15 protein-coding genes are annotated in these 19,577 nt (G+C 58.1%); 4 read left to right on the top strand and 11 right to left on the bottom strand.

Translation table 11 applies throughout. The annotated features are described in order from the left end of the window. Window positions 1–5: 5 nt before the first annotated feature. From FO268_RS10260 to FO268_RS10245, 4 genes are all read right to left on the bottom strand, one after another. Window positions 6–356, bottom strand: coding sequence for a PilZ domain-containing protein (locus FO268_RS10260; RefSeq protein ID WP_008171779.1), 351 nt, complete (start codon window positions 354–356; stop codon window positions 6–8). A 114-nt stretch (window positions 357–470) separates the two neighbouring features. Continuing rightward, window positions 471–1,475: a DNA polymerase III subunit delta' gene (gene holB, locus FO268_RS10255; RefSeq protein WP_150993329.1), complete on the bottom strand. Its 1,005-nt coding sequence runs from the start codon at window positions 1,473–1,475 to the stop codon at window positions 471–473. Between the two features lie 31 nt (window positions 1,476–1,506). Then, complete coding sequence (locus tag FO268_RS10250) at window positions 1,507–3,609, bottom strand: transglutaminase family protein (RefSeq protein ID WP_150992584.1); 2,103 nt, start codon at window positions 3,607–3,609, stop codon at window positions 1,507–1,509. Further along, window positions 3,606–4,643 carry a DUF58 domain-containing protein gene (locus FO268_RS10245; protein ID WP_150992582.1) on the bottom strand — a complete coding sequence of 346 codons (1,038 nt, stop codon included), beginning with the start codon at window positions 4,641–4,643 and terminating at the stop codon, window positions 3,606–3,608. Before FO268_RS10245 ends, FO268_RS10250 begins: the two co-directional genes overlap by 4 nt. Window positions 4,644–4,864: 221 nt before the next feature. Here FO268_RS10245 and FO268_RS10240 point away from each other — a divergent pair, with 221 nt between their 5' ends. Then, window positions 4,865–5,497 carry a hypothetical protein gene (locus FO268_RS10240; protein ID WP_150992580.1) on the top strand — a complete coding sequence of 211 codons (633 nt, stop codon included), beginning with the start codon at window positions 4,865–4,867 and terminating at the stop codon, window positions 5,495–5,497. 149 nt (window positions 5,498–5,646) lie between these two features. Here FO268_RS10240 and FO268_RS10235 read toward each other — a convergent pair whose 3' ends face one another. Together FO268_RS10235 and FO268_RS10230 are read right to left on the bottom strand one after the other, a co-directional pair. Next, a complete protein-coding gene (locus FO268_RS10235) occupies window positions 5,647–6,582 on the bottom strand; it encodes a DUF6160 family protein (RefSeq protein ID WP_150992578.1) in 936 nt (311 codons plus the stop codon). Window positions 6,583–6,758: 176 nt separating this feature from the next. Beyond that, window positions 6,759–7,361: a hypothetical protein gene (locus FO268_RS10230; RefSeq protein WP_150992576.1), complete on the bottom strand. Its 603-nt coding sequence runs from the start codon at window positions 7,359–7,361 to the stop codon at window positions 6,759–6,761. A 128-nt stretch (window positions 7,362–7,489) separates the two neighbouring features. Between FO268_RS10230 and FO268_RS10225 the strand changes: the two genes are divergently transcribed. Next, window positions 7,490–8,794 carry an anthranilate synthase component I family protein gene (locus FO268_RS10225; protein ID WP_150992574.1) on the top strand — a complete coding sequence of 435 codons (1,305 nt, stop codon included), beginning with the start codon at window positions 7,490–7,492 and terminating at the stop codon, window positions 8,792–8,794. Between the two features lie 44 nt (window positions 8,795–8,838). On the opposite strand, the gene thrH is transcribed toward FO268_RS10225, so the two are convergent. Next, window positions 8,839–9,450 (bottom strand): bifunctional phosphoserine phosphatase/homoserine phosphotransferase ThrH, encoded by a 612-nt coding sequence (gene thrH, locus FO268_RS10220; RefSeq protein ID WP_150992572.1) that lies wholly within the window; start codon window positions 9,448–9,450, stop codon window positions 8,839–8,841. A 203-nt stretch (window positions 9,451–9,653) separates the two neighbouring features. Here thrH and FO268_RS10215 point away from each other — a divergent pair, with 203 nt between their 5' ends. After that, window positions 9,654–10,376, top strand: coding sequence for a phosphoadenylyl-sulfate reductase (locus FO268_RS10215; RefSeq protein ID WP_150992570.1), 723 nt, complete (start codon window positions 9,654–9,656; stop codon window positions 10,374–10,376). Between the two features lie 17 nt (window positions 10,377–10,393). Here the strand turns inward: FO268_RS10215 and cysB are convergent, their stop codons facing one another. Beyond that, on the bottom strand, window positions 10,394–11,371 hold the full coding sequence (gene cysB / locus FO268_RS10210) for an HTH-type transcriptional regulator CysB (RefSeq protein WP_150992568.1): 978 nt from the start codon (window positions 11,369–11,371) through the stop codon (window positions 10,394–10,396). 515 nt (window positions 11,372–11,886) lie between these two features. Between cysB and FO268_RS10205 the strand changes: the two genes are divergently transcribed. Beyond that, window positions 11,887–14,613, top strand: coding sequence for a LuxR C-terminal-related transcriptional regulator (locus tag FO268_RS10205; RefSeq protein ID WP_150992566.1), 2,727 nt, complete (start codon window positions 11,887–11,889; stop codon window positions 14,611–14,613). 260 nt (window positions 14,614–14,873) lie between these two features. On the opposite strand, the gene dinG is transcribed toward FO268_RS10205, so the two are convergent. Genes dinG through FO268_RS10190 form a run of 3 tightly spaced genes read right to left on the bottom strand, consistent with a single transcriptional unit; the run spans window position 14,874 to window position 19,541 of the window. Next, entirely contained in the window at window positions 14,874–17,060 is a 2,187-nt protein-coding gene (gene dinG, locus FO268_RS10200) for an ATP-dependent DNA helicase DinG (protein ID WP_150992564.1), read from the bottom strand. Then, window positions 17,060–17,830, bottom strand: coding sequence for a general secretion pathway protein GspB (locus tag FO268_RS10195; protein WP_150992562.1), 771 nt, complete (start codon window positions 17,828–17,830; stop codon window positions 17,060–17,062). Before FO268_RS10195 ends, dinG begins: the two co-directional genes overlap by 1 nt. A 1-nt stretch (window position 17,831) precedes the next feature. Beyond that, the gene (locus FO268_RS10190; RefSeq protein WP_150992560.1) at window positions 17,832–19,541 is read right to left on the bottom strand and encodes an ExeA family protein; all 1,710 of its coding nucleotides are present in this window, start codon (window positions 19,539–19,541) and stop codon (window positions 17,832–17,834) included. Window positions 19,542–19,577: the final 36 nt, after the last annotated feature.

Raw genomic sequence — 19,577 nt, 5'->3', positions numbered from 1 at the left:
AACACTTACATGGTGTGGGTGGGTCGGTCAGAACTCAGTGATCCCGCCAGATAGGATTCAATCTTGGTGCGTGCGGTCTCATCGTCGCCGTTGAACTGGACACCAATGCCCGCAGCCCGGTTACCCTGGGCGCCTTTCGGGGTAATCCAGATCACCTTGCCAGCCACCGGGATTTTTTCCGGCTCGTCCATCAGGTTGAGCAACAGAAAAACTTCGTCCCCCAGCTGGTATTGCTTCTGCGTGGGGATAAACAGGCCTCCCTGACGGATATAAGGCATATAGGCGGCATAAAGTACCGCCTTGTCCTTGATCGTCAGGGTAAGAATGCCACTGCGCGCGCCAAAACCGGGCCCCATAGTAAACACCTATCTCTTTTTTGATGACCGGAGTTAAGAAACTCCTGATATTTCGCAATCATAGCAGTAGTCGGCAGAAACTGCCCTATCCTGCCAGGCACCTGGCCGGGAAAATTATCCCGCGGCGGAACGACGCACCGGCATGAGTTTTTGCCAGGCAATGAGTAACCGCCCTGCCTCCAGTTCGGGATTCACATTATAGACACCGGCTGACCGCGATTCGTGGATGGCATCCAGAAGTTCATGGGCACGCCAGGGCGGATTATGGCTGGCCAGGAATGCCAGCATCTCCGCTGCGTCTTTATCTCTGGGCGCGCTACCCGCACCGATACGAGCCAGATCGCCAGCCCAGCCTTCGAAAAGCCACAACGCGCTTTCAAGCCCCATGGCCTTGAAAGGCTTTGCCGCCTCGGCAAGGGAGAGCTGCCCTTTCATAAAGCACCGGAAGTTCTCCAGCGCTTCGTCCCTGAGAGTGATGAAATCACCGGTAACATACTCCAGGGCAAGGCGTGGTGCATTGGCGGCCAGGCTCAGGGCCTTTTCACACTGTTCGGGTGTGGGACGACCGTCATCGTCCAGTTCACTTACCGCACCGGCCAGCCAGCCGGCAGCCTGCTCCTTTCCCGGCGTTGCAATCAGCAAACTCTGGCACCGCGAACGGATGGTGGGCAATACCGGCCTGCCACTTTCCTGAAGCAGAACGAGCGTAACATCGTCAGCCGGCTCTTCCAGCGTCTTTAACAAAGCATTGGCGGAATTGATGTTGAGCTGGTCAGCGCGGTCGATGATGGCCACCTTACGAGACGCCACCTGGGGGGACCCCACCGCAAACGAAGACAGTGCGCGAACCTGGTCGATCTTTATCATCCGGGACTTTTCCGGGGTGTAAACCCGGATATCCGGATGGGTGCCGGCAGACACCAGTTCACACTGTTTGCATTCGCTACAGGGCGCGCCGCCGGCCATATCAGGCCTCTCACAGACCAGCAGCCCTGCCAGGGCGTCTGCGAACAGGCGTTTACCGACGCCATTTTCGCCGGTCACCAGCAGTGCATGGGGCAGCCGACCGTCACTCATGCGCTGCATGAGCCTGCCCCAGCTATCCTGTAGCCAGGCCATTGTTGCTATGGACGTGTTCACTTGTTCACCTTCAATGGTTTCCCTCTGGCGCACCCGAGGGCCGGCGATTAACTTGTGGTTTACGGTCGGCCTGTCGTTTCATGGTTATCAGCAACCGCTTCATTCTGGCAAGATCGCCCCGTTTTTCAGTCTCAGATTCGCTCCCATAGTAATGTTTGTTAACCATGCGGGCAAAAGCGTTTGCGGTCCCTGCCGCCGCGGGCCTGGCCCGGGCCAGTCGGCCTGCCAGCTGGGACGGCGTCTCGCCATGTCGTACGGGAACGCCAGCGCGATCACACAGTCGGTGCCAACGTGTCACCGTGCGCCCAATCGGATCCCGGATTTCAACGCGACGGTACTGCCAGGCCGTCACCAATCCCGCGAGCAGCAGGCCGGCGCCTATGATGCCGGCGGTAATATAACCGAGCTCCCGCAGGCCGATACCGCCCGGCAACCGCGACATCAGGTCCATTTGGGACTGGCCCTGGTAGCCCACCACCCAGCGCTGCCAGTGGTAGTTCATCAGGTCCAGTTTAAGAGAGGCCCACTGAAGCACCGCCATGTCGCCATAGCGCTGCGGGGAAGCCCATTCATTTTCCAGAAACGAACCCTCCTCTGCCATGGCATCCCGCAAGCCTGACTCAATCCTTTGCGGAGCGATAGCCGCGGTTGGATCCATACGCACCCAGCCCTGCCCCGGCAACCAGACTTCCACCCAGGCATGGGCGTCGTATTGGCGAATAATGAGGTATTCGTCATCGGCTCCGGAGTCACCACCCTGGTAGCCTACAACCACCCGTGCCGGAATACCGGCAGCGCGGAGCACAAAAGTAGCGGCGCCGGCATAGTGGGCACAGAACCCCCGTTTTTCATCGAACAGCAAAGCGTCGATACCGTCATCGGGCATGGCAGGCGGGCGCAGGGTGTAAAAATATTCCTGTTCGCGAAAGCGGTCCAGCAAGTGCTGAACAATAGCCTGCGGGTTGCTGTACTCGGCGGCCAGATCTTCGGCAAGTGCCCGGGCTCTGGGATTGCCTGAACGGGGCAATTGGAGATAGCGCTGGACCTCCTCCGGTGCTGCTCCGGCTTGACCGGCCGGGTTGTCGTCGGTGAGCGCCATGCGGTACCGCACTGCACTGTCGGCTGGCCGGTCAAAGCGGAAAAGGCCCTGATCGTTGGGCTTGACGTTGTCGGAGACGGCCTTGGAATTTTCCAGGGCGAAAGCCCAGGTCTGGTCCGTGGGTTCCATCAACACATCGTACTGGTCCGGTGACAGCTTACCCACACCGCCGTCAACGGAAACCCGCCCGGGCCTGCGGAACTGGCGCCCGGAACCTTGCTGCCAGGTTTCACCATCCAGCCGGTCCAGAATCAGCCCGCGCCAGTAACGGTCCCGGTAGGGAGGAATTTGGCCACCAAAGGTCACCCGGAAAGCCCGCTCACTGCTCTGGGCAAGACTGGAAATGTCGCCAGGTGTCATGGTATCGCTGATACCCGTGCGCGCTTCCCCTGAGACCAGCGGCACACTCCACAACGGGGCCATGCGGGGAAAGAACACAAACAGAAGCACCACAATCGGCAGGGTTTTCAACAACATCATGCCCAGGCGCCGCCAACCTGATTTCATGGCGCCCGGAATATCAGGTGCATTGACTACCTGCAGGCCGACAAGCAGCAAGGCAACCCCAACCAGGTTAATGACACTCCAGTGGATTTCCTGATGAAACAGAAAATTGACCGTGGCGAGATACACCAGAATGAAAAACAGCACATAGAAATCGCGCACCGAGCGGGTCTCCAGCCATTTCAGCCCTACTGCCAGCACGAAGAAAGACGACGCCGTCTCCACCGTGAAGCGTCCCTGGACCGTGGCTATGTAGACCGCCACCAGGGCCAGCATAATACCGCTTCGCAACCATTTGCCCGGCAATCTCAGGCGCCCGGACTGAGCCAGCCAGCGCCAGCCCGCAAGTCCGGCGCAACTGGCGACCAACCAGATTGGCAACCGGTCCCATTGCGGCACCAGCAGCAGCGCGAAGCTGGCAATCAGCCATATCAGCGCCCTGCCCGAAACCAACTCGGTGGTTTCGCCAGAGTCACTGACAGAACCCCGGTTTCCACCACGTATTATCATATAGCTCCCCTCCCACCGGCAGCAGCCACAGGCCTGGAACCTTCGCCTGCACGGGTACCATAGGTAAGAGGCCCTCCCTCTCGAGGCTGCTCAAGGCCGAAAATGGCCAGTGCCTTCAGGCAGCGGCTGGTATGCGCAGCCCCGGTATCGGGCTCGATAACCTGGCCGGGCAGGTTGAGCCCGAAACGGCTATTGCTCCGCGAACGCTCAAGCACCTGATGCGCCAGGTAGCCCAGCCGTAGCTCCCGATCCACCCCGGCGAAGGCCTCGTAATCGAGCCAGTGGGGGCTACCCTGTTCTCCCTCCCAGTCCGCAATCACCATTTCACCGGTGCGGGCATAGCGCTTCCACTGAACCCGCTGGCTCATATCGCCTTCGCGCCAGGGCCGGATATCTGCATGATCATTGCCATCAAGGGAGCGGGTTCGGGACTGTTCATCGCCATCCTGCACCGTGCTCGCAACGTCTGGCGCGGCCAGCGGATTGGGATAGACAATGGCGGAGGTAACCGGCCGCAACCAGGACCAGGCGCGGAACAACCCGAATGGAAAGCGGGTTTCCACCAGGATGCGATCCGGTTGCAGGTAGCCGCGCTGGTACGAGGGAACAGAGAGGCTCACGTCTGCCTGTTGCCCGGCCGGTATATGCTGCTGCGTCAGAATGACATCATCGCAGGCCAGGGACAGGGCCAGGGTATCGTGGCGAGGAGAGACTGCGCGCAAACGAAACGGGATGAGACCGCCGGCAAAGCCCTCGCCGGCCTGGATCAGAGTCAGTTCCAGCCCTGACAGATTGCGGTGGGTCTGATGCATGGCCGCTACCACCACGGCACCAAGAAGGAACGTGAGCAGGTAAATCAGGCTGTTCTGGTAGTTGATACCGGTGATCAGCATGATCAGTAACAGTGCGCCAAATACGACACCGGCCCCGGTCGGCAGTATAAAGATGTTGCGCTGCCCGAACACGCGCTGGTCGGAGCGGGGTATCCGCTGGTTCACCCACTGCTGCCAGCGTTTTCGAATTACCTTCAACATAAATACCCTGTAAAACCGGATCGATCAGCCACGACTATAAACACCTTTAAGGGCCGTTGCAGAAGAATACTGCAAATACTCCGATTCTGATCACAAATGCCATAGAAATGGCTTGAAATACGGCCCGTGCGGCCGAATACTTGTAGTAAGGAGCCTACTGACTGCAGTCGAAATTCAGCAGCGCCTCATTTTCGCGTTTGGACACGGCAAGAGGCTACGTCATGATACGCCGCACCCCCCTTTACACTGCACTCGCCGGGACAGCTGGCCTGGCTGCATCCTTCGCCTCGCCATTAATGGCAGGTGTGCAATCCATGACATCTGATGAAATGGTAGAAACCTACGTGAAGGATTCCGCCGTTATTGTGGTTCCCAAGCAAAGGCAGAAAACAGAAGCGGACCGCAAGCAGATTCTCCGCTCTCTTACCATCTCACCGGGAGAACCGGTGCTGACAGAAGCAGAAGAAGAAGCCTATCGCGACGCGCTTGAACGCTTCCAGCGTGAAGGCAAGGCCGACGCACTGGAAAATGCGGAAGAGGAGTTTCTCAGACGTGCCCTGCTTCTGCCTCAGGAAGAACTGGCACGAGCGCAGCCACCACGGGATCTGACGCCGAACATTCCGCCCATCATATTCGGGCAGCAGGCACAGATACCGGATGAGCCCTTCACCCAAACATTCCTTAACGACCAGCTGGGTATCGGCTTCGACGGCCAGAACCTGAACTTTTCCATCGGCAATCCGCCTGGCATTGATAATATCCAGGTGCCCCATGGCATTAACGAGGGGCCGGTAACCCTGACGCCACGGCCCGGTGGCGGGTTTGATCTTTCTATCAAGGTGCCGGATCAGTAAGCCTGCAACTTCCATCGAGTCACCTCGCAAACAAAAAAGAGCGGCAACCTGGTAAAGGCGCCGCTCTTTTTTATGTCTGAGAAATGCTCAGGCATAAAAAAACGCCCCGCAGAGCGGGGCGTTCACACCGGAGTTGTTATCCGGTCAGCTTAGTGACCGTAAACAGCCAGCTTGGTGTTGCTGATGTGCAGGTTGTCGATACCGATAGTACCGATGTTTGCACCACCGATAACGGTTTCGGCAACGTTGATGTCCATCAGGACGTCTTCAACATCTACACGCAGTACGTCGGTTGCTGTGGAAGCACCCAGGCCGCTGCCCTTGTAGACATCCAGACCAACGATGGCGAAGCCAGCCTGTGCCAGTCCAACCTTACGCAGCTCTGCTGCAGTCGGAGCAGTCGGGTCCTCTGCGAAGATTTCGACCAGGGCGGTTTCACCGAGAACTTCGCCGCCAGCCTCAGAGCTGTTGATGGTCATACCGCGAACACCGATGCCCAGGAATTCAACGTCGAAGCTCATTTCGTTCACAGTGAACGCCGCGTCGATGTTCAGGGTACCAGTGCCGGCCTGGCCGTCTACGTCGTCAGTATCAACAACGATGTCCAGTGCGCCGAGAAGACCCCAAGCGTCCATGTTGGAAACCAGAACGGTGTTCTGGCCGCCGTTACCGTCAAGCTCCATGGAGCCGGCGGTGAAACCCCAGTCGATGGGAACCGGGTTGCCACTGCCATCGGTCTGCAGGGAGCCAACGTGAATGATCGCGTCACCATCGTCAGCGATGTCGATGTCGATCTTCAATTGGTCGAGCAGTTCACCGGCACCAGTTGCAGCAGCGTAATCAGCAGCAGACTGTGAGCTACTGGCCAGGGCACCACCCAGTTCGATGTCCTTAACAGCGAAGGTACCTTCGTCCGTGTAGGTGAACTGTCCGATGCTTACCTGGGTTTCCAGCTCGATGGTCACACCGGCCTGACCGGTGACGTTACCCATCATGCTGTCGTCCATCGCCTGCAGCTCTGCTTGAGCGGCGAAGGGCGCGGCGGCAACTGCGGTTGCCAGTGCAATTTTCTTCAGGCCTTTCATATTGTTCTCCTTGATTGAACTTATTGTTATCCAGTTGAACTTTTAGTCTTGGTGTGAGGCTCAACCTCACCACTCCATTTAAGATTGTTTTACACTCCGGTTCCGTGAATACATTCACAAAATGTCACAAAACAAATCACTTATTAATAATTCAACGAATATTTCCATATTTTCAATCAGTTACCGTTTTCAGAATTATTTTCTTTTTCGTCATAAAAAATCTGGAACGGCTTGTCCTGGGACATGGGCTCACCAAAACTTGCTTCCCCGTTTTCGAGACTGACCGGAATCAGCTTGATGCCGGAAACCCCCAGGCGATGTTCGTGCTCCAGAGCCATCGCGCGAATCGTCTCGCCATCTTTCTCAACGCTTCCAGGATAAGCAATTATCGCTGAATGGATTTCGCCCCGACGGGCGATCGACTTCAGCCCCGCGCGGTACATCAAAACTTTCACCTGCCCCGGTGCCTCCTCGGCTTCGTCAGCCAACCTCATCTGCTGAACCTTGTCGGACTTCATCACCATGAACGCCATGGGCCGGAAAATCCCTGCTTCCTCCAGCTCATCACCAGCCTTGTTGACAGCCGCATCCGTCATTTCCTTGAGATGGCGCTGAGCAACCTTGACCACCGCCGCCAGATCCTTGTCATCAAGTTTGCCATCGGAAAGCACATGGTCCTCCATCTCTATCGCTTCCTGTGCAAAAGCCGCGGTTGAAATCGCAAATCCGATAATGAGTGCCGGGACAAAACGCTTACCAATGCCGCTACAAGTCTTCATACTGGTTACTGCCCTCAGGTTTATTGTTTAGAATGCACCGGCTCAGCGGCCTTTCCAGGCCCAAACGCGGTGACTTGCCGCACAGGCTACCGTGAACCCATGCAAGATTTTGTTAAGTATGTAACATCGTGAAAACATTAAATGCGGAAGAGGCTCAACGCCTCATTTCACAGCTAACCGGTCATCATGGGTTTATCGATTACACGGATGCCGGCAGGCAGCGGCGGGTCGTAACAGCGCTTCCCTTGGAATACTGGCCGGTTCCCCGGGAGCCATCGGCGTTTTCGGAGCTGACCGATCGCATTGAAACCGTCTGGGCGGAATTTTCAACAGATGACGCTCAGGCCCCAGCCGGCGGCGTCATGGGCACGTTGTTTTACGAGGCCGGCAACCTCACTGTGCCCGGTTTTTCCGGCCGTGCCGCTACCGACGCCGGGGACTACGGCTACATTGGCCTCTACCTTTGGCACCTCATCCTTGATACCTCTGGCAAGCAACCTCCCAGGCTCGATTTCCATCCTGATTGCGACAGCGAAACAAGGGAACGAGTGCTCAGCCTTTTCAGATTCACCACTGATAATCCCGCCCCATTCGTAATAACCCGGGATTTTGCCGCGGCCAAACCCTCCGAGCACTACTGCCACGGCGTAACCGAAGTGCTGCGCTACATCCACGCCGGGGACTGTTACCAGGTCAACCTGTCCAACAAGTACACCGGTGGTTACCGGGGCGCTCCCTACTCCGCCTTCCACGCGCTATGCAAGGCGGTTCCTGTTCCCCATGCCGCTTATGTCAATGCCGGTACCTATCAGGTCCTCAGCATTTCGCCGGAACTGTTCCTCAGTATCGAACGGGGCCGAAAGGTGATCAGCAAGCCCATCAAGGGCACCCGCCCCAGGGACCTGCTCTGTGAAGAGAACGACCAGAAGATTGCCCGCTCCCTGGCAGCCGCGGAGAAAGACCGTGCAGAGAACCTGATGATCGTAGATCTGATACGCAACGACCTGTCCCGGTTCTGTGAACCGTTTTCCGTCTCGGTGCCCCGGTTATTCAGCATTGAAAGCTACGAGAATGTACATCAACTGGTCAGTACGGTTGAAGGGAAATTACGTCCGGATATCACCCCGTTTCGCGCCTTTCTCTCTGCCTTTCCGGGAGGCTCAATCACTGGCGCTCCAAAACGCAGAGCGATGGAGATCATCGACGATCTCGAGGCACACAGTCGGGGCCCTTATTGCGGCTCGGTCTTCCGCTGGGATTTTTCCAACACTCTGGAGAGCAATATCGCCATTCGAACCCTGATGACGGATTCCGAGGGAGAGGTTCACTGCTGGGCGGGGTGTGGCATTGTGGCAGATTCAGATCCGGACGATGAGTACCGGGAATCCGTGGACAAGGTCCAGAAGCTGATGAAAGTGCTGGAAGCCTTGTAATCCGAAACCGGGACGGCTTGCCCACCCCGGTTTCCTCGAGCAAATCAGTTGTGAATGGCGCTGGCCTTGAGGAACTCCGCTTTCAGCTCGTCAAAGGTATGCACCGCCGGGAACTGCGGAAATTCCTCGATCACGTTCTGGGGCGCATGGAAAAGGATGCCCGCTTCCGCCTGACCCAGCATGGTGGTGTCGTTGTAGGAATCACCGGCTGCAATCACCCGGTAGTTAAGCAACTGGAATGCACGCACGGACTGGCGCTTGGGGTCCCGCTGGCGCAACAGGTAATCGGTAATCCTGCCCTCGTCATTCACTTCCAGCTTGTGGCACAGTAGCGCCGGATAACCCAGCTTGGCCATCAGTGGCATGGCAAACTCGTAGAACGTGTCTGACAGAATCACCACCTGGAAACGTTCGCGAAGCCAGTCCAGAAACTCGCTCGCACCAGGCAGCGGGTCCAGCTCACCAATCACTTCCTGGATCTGAGGCAGACCATAACCGTGCTGGTCCAGCAACTTCAGGCGCTGCGTCATCAGCACGTCGTAGTCGGGAATGTCGCGGGTTGTCGCCTTGAGCTCCTCAATGCCGGTTTTTTCCGCAAACGCGATCCAGATTTCCGGGATCAGTACTCCTTCAAGGTCAAGGCACGCGAGTTCCACATTGGTCTCCTGATAATTAAGCGCGGGTCAACCCGGCGTGTCGGTAACCGCCGGGGATTGGAATCAGGCGGTATGATAAGAAAAACCCGCGCGGAATGCATCGTGGATCTTTCCGGCTATAACGATATAGACCGGCATTCCTTCAGACTGACGCGTGTTAATGGTAGATTTATCACACATTTACACCCCAGGTGATGCGTTCAATGACGGATATTTCACAGCTACAGAACGAGCTCGAGGGCCAGAGCCCAAGGGCCATCCTCAAGGCTGCACTGGCGAAGTACGACAATATCGCCATTTCTTTCAGTGGTGCTGAAGACGTTGCGCTGATAGAACTTGCCCACAAACTGACCGACAACCTTCAGGTATTCACCCTGGATACCGGACGCCTTCACCCGGAAACCTACGAATTTATCGACAGGGTTCGAGAGCATTACGGGATCAAGATTGAAGTGATGTTCCCCGATGCCGCCGAAGTGCAGGATCTGGTTACCCGCAAGGGCATGTTCAGCTTTTATGAGGACGGTCATTCTGAGTGCTGTGGTATCCGCAAGGTAAACCCGCTGCGAAAAAAACTGGCGACGGTGGACGCCTGGATCACCGGTCAGCGCAAGGATCAGAGCCCGGGTACGCGCAACGACGTGCCGACTGTGCAGATTGATGACGCCTTCTCGACAGAAGACAAAAAGCTGGTCAAATTCAATCCGCTGGCGAACTGGAGTTCAAAGGAAGTGTGGGACTATATCCGTATGACGGAGGCGCCCTACAACAAACTGCATGAAAAAGGCTTTGTCAGTATTGGCTGCGAGCCTTGTACCCGTGCCATCCTGCCGGGGCAGCATGAACGGGAGGGCCGCTGGTGGTGGGAAGAAGCCACGAAGAAAGAATGTGGCCTGCATTCCGGAAATCTGATCGCCCGGGCATAGGCCCGGGCGACAGCCGGTCAGTAGGTGGGCAGTTCGACGTCCTTGAACAGGCCTTCGATTTCCGCCCGGCTACCCTGGTGCGCAACCGCCTCATCAACCCGCTCGCGGGTAAGATGGGGCGCAAAGCGCTGGATAAAGTCGTACATATACCCCCGCAGGAAGGTGCCCTTCCGGAAACCTATACGGGTGACGCTGGGACGGAACAGTTTGCTGGCGTCCAGTGCCACCAGGTCAGGGTCACTGGCCTCATCGAAGGCCATGCTGGCGATAATGCCAACCCCCAGCCCCAGGCGCACATAGGTCTTGATGACATCGGCATCCGCCGCCGTGAAAACCACCTTGGGCGTCAAGCCGTAGGCCTGGAAGGCTTCATCAAGTTTTGACCGGCCGGTAAAGCCAAATACGTACGTAACCAGTGGGAACTGCGCCAGATCAGGCAGGGTCAACTCAGACTTCTGGGCCAGAGGGTGATCCTTGGGCACGATGATACTGCGGTTCCAGCGGTAGCACGGCATCATGATCAGGTCGTTGAACAGTTCCATGGCTTCAGTGGCGATGGCGAAGTCCACAGCCCCGTTGGCCGCCATTTCCGAGATCTGCATCGGTGTTCCCTGGTGCATGTGCAGGGACACGTCCGGATAGGACTCGATAAACCCACTGATAATCGGCGGCAGAGCATAGCGGGCCTGGGTGTGAGTCGTGGCAATGCTCAGGTCACCCTTACGCTGATTGCTGAATTCCTGAGCAATCTTCTTTATGCCTTCCACCCGGCGCAGAATCTCGCCGGCTTCGCGGATAATAATTTCGCCACCCGGCGTTATACGTGTCAGGTGTTTGCCGCTGCGGGCAAACACTTCCAGGCCCAGTTCATCTTCCAGAAGGCGAATCTGCTTGGATATTCCCGGCTGGGAGGTAAAAAGGCTCTGGGCAGTGGCGGATACGTTGAGATCATGGTGCGCAACTTCCCAGATATAGCGCAACTGTTGTAATTTCATCTACCCTGTCGCTCCCCATAGGGCCCGGATTGACTCCGGGCATTTATATGCTGGTGTTATTGTAGAAGAATACGCATAAAGAAGTGATTTTTCATTCTTATTGAGCATAGAGAATCCTTTCCACCTCAGTTTAGACCAAAAAAACGAGAACGCAGCATGGTGACGCGGGCATTTGGCTTTGCGGCCCTTGACTTAATTGTGACAAAGCACACAATCCGTTATCTGGTGTCCCGTCTGGTTAATTCGTTGACCTACTGAGCCACTGAGGGTCTTGAGAGCTAGGCGCGATGGTGAAGGTTTGGTGGCTCCAAATCGAGCCAGCGCAACGCGGCTATCACGGCCCTCAGTGGCTCCCGAAGGGCGAGACGCTGCGGCCTCTGGCCGGTGTTGCCAGCCCTTGATGTGGAACCACCACACCTTCGGACTGGCGCCTTGGCCAGAGGCCGCAGCGTCACGCAGTAGGTCAACGAATTAACCAGACGGGACACAACCATTCACCGGCATTCAGGGCAACAATGCTGTTAACCACCAAGTTTCTCAGACCCACCGCGGACCCCCGCTCGGTAAAGCGTGAGCGCCTTAGTGCGCTACTGCAACCGGATGGCGCAAAGCGGCTGAATCTGGTGGTAGCCCCGGCCGGCTTTGGCAAGACCACACTGGTGAGCCAGTGGTGTGCTCAATCCCCTTCCACCGTCGCCTGGCTATCCCTTGATGAACACGATGATGAACCCCGACGGTTCTGGCAGTACGTGGTCGGGGCGTTTGAACACAATGGTCTTGCAGGCCTCGAAGAATGCCGGCAACAGCTGAGCCATTGCAGCCAGCAGGAGCTGGAAGGCCCCATCACCGCGCTGATCAACGTACTTGCCGCAGACGGCACGCCCTGGTCGCTCATCCTCGACGACTACCACTTCATCCGTGATCCGCAACTGCAACGGCAGGTGTCCTATTTCATTGACTACCTGCCGCCCGATATCCTGGTTACTCTGGCCTCCCGTACCGAACCTGCATTGCCGCTTTCGCGCTGGCGGGTGCGCCGCTGGGTCGAGGATGTCCACCCTGGCCTGCTGGCGTTTTCCGAAGAGGAGTGCCAGCGTTTCTTTCACGACACCATGGGGCTGGAGCTTTCTGAGCAGGAGGTTCGCAGGATCTGTCGCAAAACCGAAGGTTGGGTAGCGGCAATGCAACTGTCGGCACTTTCCGGTGGCAGTATCGATGAGCAAAGTGCCGAGAGCGGCCAGCCGCGAGTCGATCTGGATGAACGGAAAATCAGCGACTATGTGCTCACGGAAGTTCTGGAACAGCAGCCGGCACCGGTGCGGGATTTCCTGCTGGACACCGCCTGCTGCCCCCGACTATGCGCCTCCCTCTGCGATGAGGTACGGGGTACCACCAACAGCCAGGTGTTGCTGGAGCAGTTGTTGCGCGAAAACCTTTTCCTGATTCCTCTGGATACCCGTAACGAATGGTTCCGTTATCACGATCTGTTCCGTGACGCGCTTTTGCAACGGGCCAGGCATCTCAAACCGGAAGACACTGAAAAACACTGGCAGAGAGCGGTCAACTGGTTACTGACCCATGGCCACGTTCAGGAAGGGATCTCCCAGATCGTCCAACACCAGGACTGGCCCTGGCTCGCGCGGGTGCTGGCCGAACACGGTAACAACCTTATCCATGGCGGATTTCACCTGCCTGTACTCAGCTGGCTCGATTCTCTTCCCCCCCATAGCCTGCAGGAAAGCCCACAGCTGCTGATGCTACGGGTGTGGGCCCTGTTCTTCGCCAACCGCGTGGATGTACTCGACCCTCTGCTGGGCGACCTGGAGGACATGCTGGACAAGCAGGTGGCAGACTCCCACCCGGATGCCGAGGGTGCCCTCGGCCTGCAGAGCGAGATTTCACTGATCCGCTCCTACCTCGCCCGCTCCAAAAGCGATGACAAAAGTGCCAGCGACCTCACCCAACAGGTGTTACGGGATATCGACCACACCCGTATTCCTCTGAAATCAGTAACCTATTACGGGGTCGGGCTGGACTACTATGGCAAGGGCGACCTGGCTGCCGCCGAAGACGCGCTCAAGTCTGCGGTGCGTTACGGCGAGCTTGAACGCAAGCCCAGCACGGTGCTTTCCAGTGGCGGACTCCTGGCCTGGATCCAGTACAACCGGGGGGATATCGACGAAGCACTGGATACCTGCACGCGTGTCCGGCAGTGGGTGGACCAGCACCACAGCGACCCGCGCCAGCCAATGCTGATTTCCTGCTGGCAAAACAGCGCACTGATCGAGATATACCGCGAACGCAACGAACCCCAACTGGCGGCCTCTTATCTGGCGCCGCTGCTGGACCACGTCAACAACGGAACGGAGCCGGGGCAGCATGTCATTATTCAGTATGTACGCGGTCACCTGGCGTTCAGTGAAGGGCGGTACCAGGACGCCATAGAAGCACTGGAAGATGCCGCCAGCGTTGCCCGGCGCAGGCGTGATCACATCCTGTTCGAGCCGCCGGCCTGCTCGGCCATGCTTGCCCGTTGTTATCTGGCCACGGGGCACCTGGGCCAGGCGGATGAATGGGTGCAACAGGTTACCAGTGACCGTTTTACCAACCCACTGAATCGCGAACAGAACCAGATCAGTATTGCCCGGGTGCAGGTAGCACTGGGTCACCCGGCAGCTGCCATGCAGACACTTGCGCCCCTGCGCCTGAGCGCCGAAAAGGACCAGCATTACCGCCACCTGGTGGAGATTCAGCTGGTATATAGTGATGCGCTTTATGCCGAAGGCAAGACGCAGGAGGCGGAACAGATGCTCGCCCAGGCAGTGCACCGGGCAGCCGATGCCGGCTTTATGCGCCTGCTTGCCGAGGAGAGCCCCACCATCCGCAAGCTGTGCCTGGAGCTACCGCAACTGAGGGCTCCGGGGCGCTGGAACACCCGCGTGCTGACCATGTTACGGGAGCAGGCGGAGACAAGCACCTCTGAACCCCGCCAGGCGCCCACAAGCGAAAGCACAACACCTGAGGGTTCCCGCAACCAGGAGCTGGCCGAGCCTCTCAGCCAGAGGGAACTGGAAGTTCTGGAACTCATCAACCAGGGGCTGGCCAATAAAGACATCGCCGACCGCATGGGCGTAGCACCAACAACGGTGAAAGCCCATATCCGTAATCTCTATGGCAAACTGGCCGTGGGATCGCGAACCGAGGCCCTGGCCAGGGCCAGGGAACTACGGTTGCTGGCGTAGCGGGACTTTTCTGATGGGTCCCGTTTCGGGCCACACCTGTGAAGCGCGTCACATTTTTTCGTATATTTAGTGACCCACTACGCCCTTTGGACGATCCGGATACGCCCCCTACTCCCTTATTATTCTCCCAACGCTGAGGGAAACCTTGGTAAGAATTCTGAAACTTCAGGCCTTCAGACTTCTTGTTCCGCGTTGTTTCGACGCCCGGGTTCGTTAAGAGCCCACTCTATAAGAGCCACCCAAATGGGTCGGCTCTTTTTTTATGGCTCGATGATCCTTCGGAAAGGTGGCAGTGCATCCAGCAGCAACTGGCCATACCGACGCGCAATGATGCGGCGATCCAGTATGGTGACCCGGCCCGTGTCGGATTCGGTCCGCAACAGGCGGCCTACCGCCTGCACTAATTTGATGGAAGCGTCAGGCACTGTGATTTCCATAAACGGATTGCCGCCCCGATGCGTCACCCACTCCGCCAGGCTGGCCTCAATGGGGTCATCCGGCACCGAGAATGGCAGCCGCGTGATCACCACATGGCTCAGGTACTTTCCAGGCAAGTCGATACCCTCCGCGAAGCTGGCAACGCCAAACAAGACGCTGGGAAGCCCCTCATCCACACGGCTGCAGTGGCGGCGTAGCACTTCACCTTTCGCCATATCATCCTGGGTGGTGATCAGCTCCGGAAACTCCGGCGCCAGTGCGTCCCTCACCAGTTTCATCTGTTTGCGTGACGTAAACAGTACCAGAGTCGCCTTCTCACCGGCCCAAAGGTCCGGCAGTCGCGACACTACCTGATCGGTAAAACTGTCGTCCGTCGGCATGGCGGTCATGGCAGGCACTTCCACAGTTGCCATCTCGCCGTAGCGGAATGAGCTGGGGACCACCACAAAACGACTGGTTTCGGGTAAGCCAGCGCGGGCCTTCAGGCGGTCAAACCGGCCCAGGGCGGTGAGAGTCGCACTGGTCAGAACCGCGCCATAGGCGCGGGACCAGAGCCGGGAATACAAAAGGTTGTCCGCCAGTACAGGGCTGCTGTAGAGGGTAATGTCTTCAGCATGGTCCCAGCGTTGCCGTACTGCCCAGCGAGCAGCAGGCGGCCCGGAGCGTTTCTTTTTTGAGGCCTCTTCTTCACTGGCTTCCGGATCTTCCGCCGGCTGGCCCGGGTTGTCGCTCCAGGCCACCCATAACCGCAGCTGATCCTCTGCCCGGCTGTGGAACGAACCAATCACGGGGTACCAGGATTCCGCCGTATCCCGGTCTACATCGCTTGCCTTGCGCTCGTCGAACGCCGTCTGCAGCTCCTCCACCATCACCCCAAGCTGGCGCGTGAGCGTTGCAGTGGCAATGCGGGCCTCAACCGCCAGTGCTGCCATTGCTTCGGGCAACGCGCCCTCGGGATAGCGCCATTGGGCGGACCGGCGTTCTTCATTGAATTCCCAGCCGGTGTTCTGCTCTGCTTCCTCATAAACTTTTGTCAGGGTGAGGTCCACGTCCCGGGAGGCGGAGCTGATCCGGTCGATGGTTTTGGCGGCCTGAGTGCCAGGAGTCAGGAACGGCTGCATCTTGCCGAGCGCCTGGGCCAGCTGTTTGAGCCATTGGCGGGTGGAGTTCAGGGGCACCGAAGCTGCAAAGTGGTTCAGCGCCTTGTCCGGCAGGTGATGCGCTTCGTCGAAAATAAACAGTGCGTTTTCCGGCTCCGGAAGAATCGCGCCGCCGCCGAGCGCCAGGTCTGCCAGCACCAGGTCGTGGTTGGCCACCACGATATCGGCGTCATCCAGATCCTTGCGGGCATCAAAAAAAGCGCAGCTGTCGAAATAACTGCAGTGGCGGTTGGTGCATTGCCGATGATCCGTGGTGACCTGGCGCCAGACATCGTCGGGAATCTGGTCCGGCCAATGGTCGCGGTCTCCGTCCCATTTGCGGGACCCGTAGCTGGCCAGCATGTCCTCGAAGAAGGCCCGGGTACCGGGCTCTTCCTTGCCAGGGCCGTCCAGCAGGAACAGCGGCATGGTATCGCTGTCTCCGTTGCCTTCGTCGTGAAGGCGCGCTTCCAGGCGGGACATGCACAGATAGCGGCCACGGCCCTTGGCCAGGGTCCAGGTGAAGTCCTGCTTGCTGTGCTTCTTCAGGTCTGGGAGGTCCTTGTGCACGATCTGGTCCTGCAGCGCCACAGTTGCTGTCGAGATCACCAGGGTTTTACCCAAGGCTCGGGCCACGGGAATGGCGGCAATCAGGTAGGCCAGGGTCTTGCCGGTACCCGTCCCGGCTTCCACCACACAGGCGCCCGCCGGTGAAGTACGCTGGCCGTCGTTCTCGGTGATATCCCCCATGTAGCGGGCGATCTCGGCAATCATCAGGCGCTGGCCGTAACGCGCGCGGATGTCCTTGCCGGCCAGCACATCACGGTAGGTCTGTTGTATCTGCTGTTTGACGTCCTCGGAAAGTGCCATTACCTGGGGCTCACCCAGTCCCGGACAACACCTACGCGGAATCGGCGGCCGTCCATACTCAGCTCTACACCTTCCTCGGTAATCCGTTCCACGGTAATGCCGGAGAATGATTCCCCGGGGCGCAGATAGTTGTCATTGATCATCACCCGTCTGGAAGACGGCTCGGACGCGTAGATGTGACTGTTAAAAATCAGGTCAGGTACCCTTTTCTGGAATGACAATGGAAGCTCAACAAGGTGTGGAGTGCGGGCAGCAGCCGCTTCGCCATCGGCCACACTGGAAGAATTAACCGGGCTGGGTCCCCTCGCGCTCGGAACAATCACCGTGGGCCGTTCCCGTTCTGCTTCCTCAACCGCAGGCTCAGCTGTCCCGGGCATGGGGATCTCGACGGCATTGGCAAGCACTTTATCACGTTTCGCCGGGGTCGCCGGGGTCGCCGCTGGCGCAGGCGACGACTCGAGCGACGGCTCCGACGAGGGCTTGACCGGCTCCGGCGCGGGTTCGGCGGGGTTTACCTGGGGTACTGAAGCAACGGTTTCTGCTGAGGCGGAGGCAGGCTCCTGGGCAGCCGTGTCTGAAACCCTGGGCCAGAACAACCAGGCCAGGAGGACGGCGTTCAGGACGAGAGCAATGGCTACTACCCATACCAGCACCGGTACCGATTTCTTCTTCGGTTTGTGGATCATCTGGACTTGTTGGCCAAGATCCGGCACCCGCCCCTGGCGGCGCTCCGTTTCCGATTTTCTCAGGGCATCAAGAATATAGGACATGTCAGTTTACTATCCCCCCTGAATAGAGCCGGGGACCATCGGATTCCAGATCGTTGTTCATCTGGATGATGGTCATGGCACCGGCAATGCCGTCCACCGTCAGACCTTTGCGCTCCTGATACCAGCGAATCTGATCTTCACCGGGCATGCGGTTAACGCGATTTTCCTCTTCACGGGAAGTCGAATAACGGCCGGCCAACTCCATCATCCGAGAGCTCATCCATATCTGCTCGGATACATCGTCGTCACCGTCTCCCCCGCCGCTTTGCCGGATATGGGGAGGCACCTCCCAAAGTACCGTGAATTCACCAAACCAGTAGGGCTCCAGGCTGGAGAAGCTCACATCGCGCTGGCCGTCCGGAAGTTCGATGGTAGCCCGATTGTTGTCGAGACCGCTCAATACCGCGTAACGACTGCTCCCGTCGTCACTGCGAAGCTGCAGAATGGCAGGCCGGTTCAGGTATTCCAGGCTCCGGCGTGAACCACGGTTCTCAAGACACCGCAGGCCCTCGTCCTCGGCATAGCGACAGGCAATGGGATTACCCGCTACCCGGTATTCACGCCCCCATACATTGAACAATTCCCGGAATGCTGCGGACAAAGACAGTGTGTTAGCGGAATAGTCAAAACCTGGCAGTACCTCTTCCGTTACCACCGGCTCTGGTGAAAGCTTTGGTGAAGGCTCCGCAGACAGCTCTGGCAATGCTTCTTCTGATAGTTCTACCCGCTCGATTATGCCGGACAATCCCTCGCTGCCTTCTTCTGCGGACGCGCCTGGCGTTATCTCATCGGCTCCAGGCAAGCGATCCAGCGCCAAGGCCGTCATGATAACGGCTATTACAAGACTGGCGGCTACCAATAACAGCCGGGATTTATCAGAAGACCCACCGGAGCGCCGGCGGGACCGGTTTCCATTCACTTCACGTGCGGCCGTACGTATGTGGGAGGCACTGATCTGGTGCTCTCCCTCAGCATAAGCCCCCAGCAAGGCACGGTCACTAATCAGGTTGATCAGTCTGGGTACGCCGTGGCTGGCACGGAACAGGGCCCTGACCGCTCCGTCGGTGAAGATCTCACCGCGAAGGCCGGCAACGCTGAGCCGGTAGCGCAGATAGGCTTCTATCTCCTCACGCCCCAGTGCATCCAGGTGATAACGCGCCGTCACCCGCTGGTTCAGCTGCCGTAACTCCGGTAGTTCCAGAATATCCTGCAATTCCGGCTGGCCCAGCAATACGATCTGCAACAGCTTTTTCTCGGCGGTTTCCAGGTTGGTAAGCAGGCGCAACTGTTCCAGCACCTCGGCGGACAGGTTCTGGGCCTCGTCGATCATCAGCACCTTGTGACGACCCGCCGCATGCGCCTTGAGCAGATCGTCATTGATCAGCCCCACCATGTCCTTGATGGACGCGCCTGCCGGATGGGTAATTTCCAGCTCATCACAGATGGACGATAACAACTCCCGGGCGGAGAGCCTGGGATTGAGGATAAGGGCAATATCGACGTGGTCCGGCACGTTTTCGATGAAACAGCGGCTGACCGTGGTCTTGCCGGTACCGACTTCGCCGGTAATCACGATAAAACCACCCTGCCCTTGCACACCATACATCAGGTGCGCCAGCGCTTCTTTGTGGCGCTCGCTGAGATACAGGTAGCGGGGATCGGGAGCAATCGAAAACGGGGGTTCCCGAAAACCGAAGAAATCGTAGTACATGAGTGTCCAGTCAGGTGCTCAGACGGAGCTTGCGGG

The sequence above is a fragment of the Marinobacter denitrificans genome (assembly GCF_008795955.1).
Classification (GTDB): domain Bacteria; phylum Pseudomonadota; class Gammaproteobacteria; order Pseudomonadales; family Oleiphilaceae; genus Marinobacter; species Marinobacter denitrificans.
This window is presented reverse-complemented; position numbering and strand designations above follow the sequence as displayed.

Bases quoted from the DNA above. Each gene is read 5' to 3' on its own strand.
- FO268_RS10215 (WP_150992570.1), top strand. From the start codon at position 9,654: ATGACGGATATTTCACAGCTACAGAACGAGCTCGAGGGCCAGAGCCCA.
- FO268_RS10190 (WP_150992560.1), bottom strand. From the start codon at position 19,541: ATGTACTACGATTTCTTCGGTTTTCGGGAACCCCCGTTTTCGATTGCT.
- FO268_RS10205 (WP_150992566.1), top strand. From the start codon at position 11,887: ATGCTGTTAACCACCAAGTTTCTCAGACCCACCGCGGACCCCCGCTCG.
- holB (WP_150993329.1), bottom strand. From the start codon at position 1,475: ATGGCCTGGCTACAGGATAGCTGGGGCAGGCTCATGCAGCGCATGAGT.
- FO268_RS10230 (WP_150992576.1), bottom strand. From the start codon at position 7,361: ATGAAGACTTGTAGCGGCATTGGTAAGCGTTTTGTCCCGGCACTCATT.
- FO268_RS10260 (WP_008171779.1), bottom strand. From the start codon at position 356: ATGGGGCCCGGTTTTGGCGCGCGCAGTGGCATTCTTACCCTGACGATC.
- FO268_RS10240 (WP_150992580.1), top strand. From the start codon at position 4,865: ATGATACGCCGCACCCCCCTTTACACTGCACTCGCCGGGACAGCTGGC.
- FO268_RS10195 (WP_150992562.1), bottom strand. From the start codon at position 17,830: ATGTCCTATATTCTTGATGCCCTGAGAAAATCGGAAACGGAGCGCCGC.
- cysB (WP_150992568.1), bottom strand. From the start codon at position 11,371: ATGAAATTACAACAGTTGCGCTATATCTGGGAAGTTGCGCACCATGAT.
- FO268_RS10235 (WP_150992578.1), bottom strand. From the start codon at position 6,582: ATGAAAGGCCTGAAGAAAATTGCACTGGCAACCGCAGTTGCCGCCGCG.
- dinG (WP_150992564.1), bottom strand. From the start codon at position 17,060: ATGGCACTTTCCGAGGACGTCAAACAGCAGATACAACAGACCTACCGT.
- FO268_RS10250 (WP_150992584.1), bottom strand. From the start codon at position 3,609: ATGATAATACGTGGTGGAAACCGGGGTTCTGTCAGTGACTCTGGCGAA.
- FO268_RS10245 (WP_150992582.1), bottom strand. From the start codon at position 4,643: ATGTTGAAGGTAATTCGAAAACGCTGGCAGCAGTGGGTGAACCAGCGG.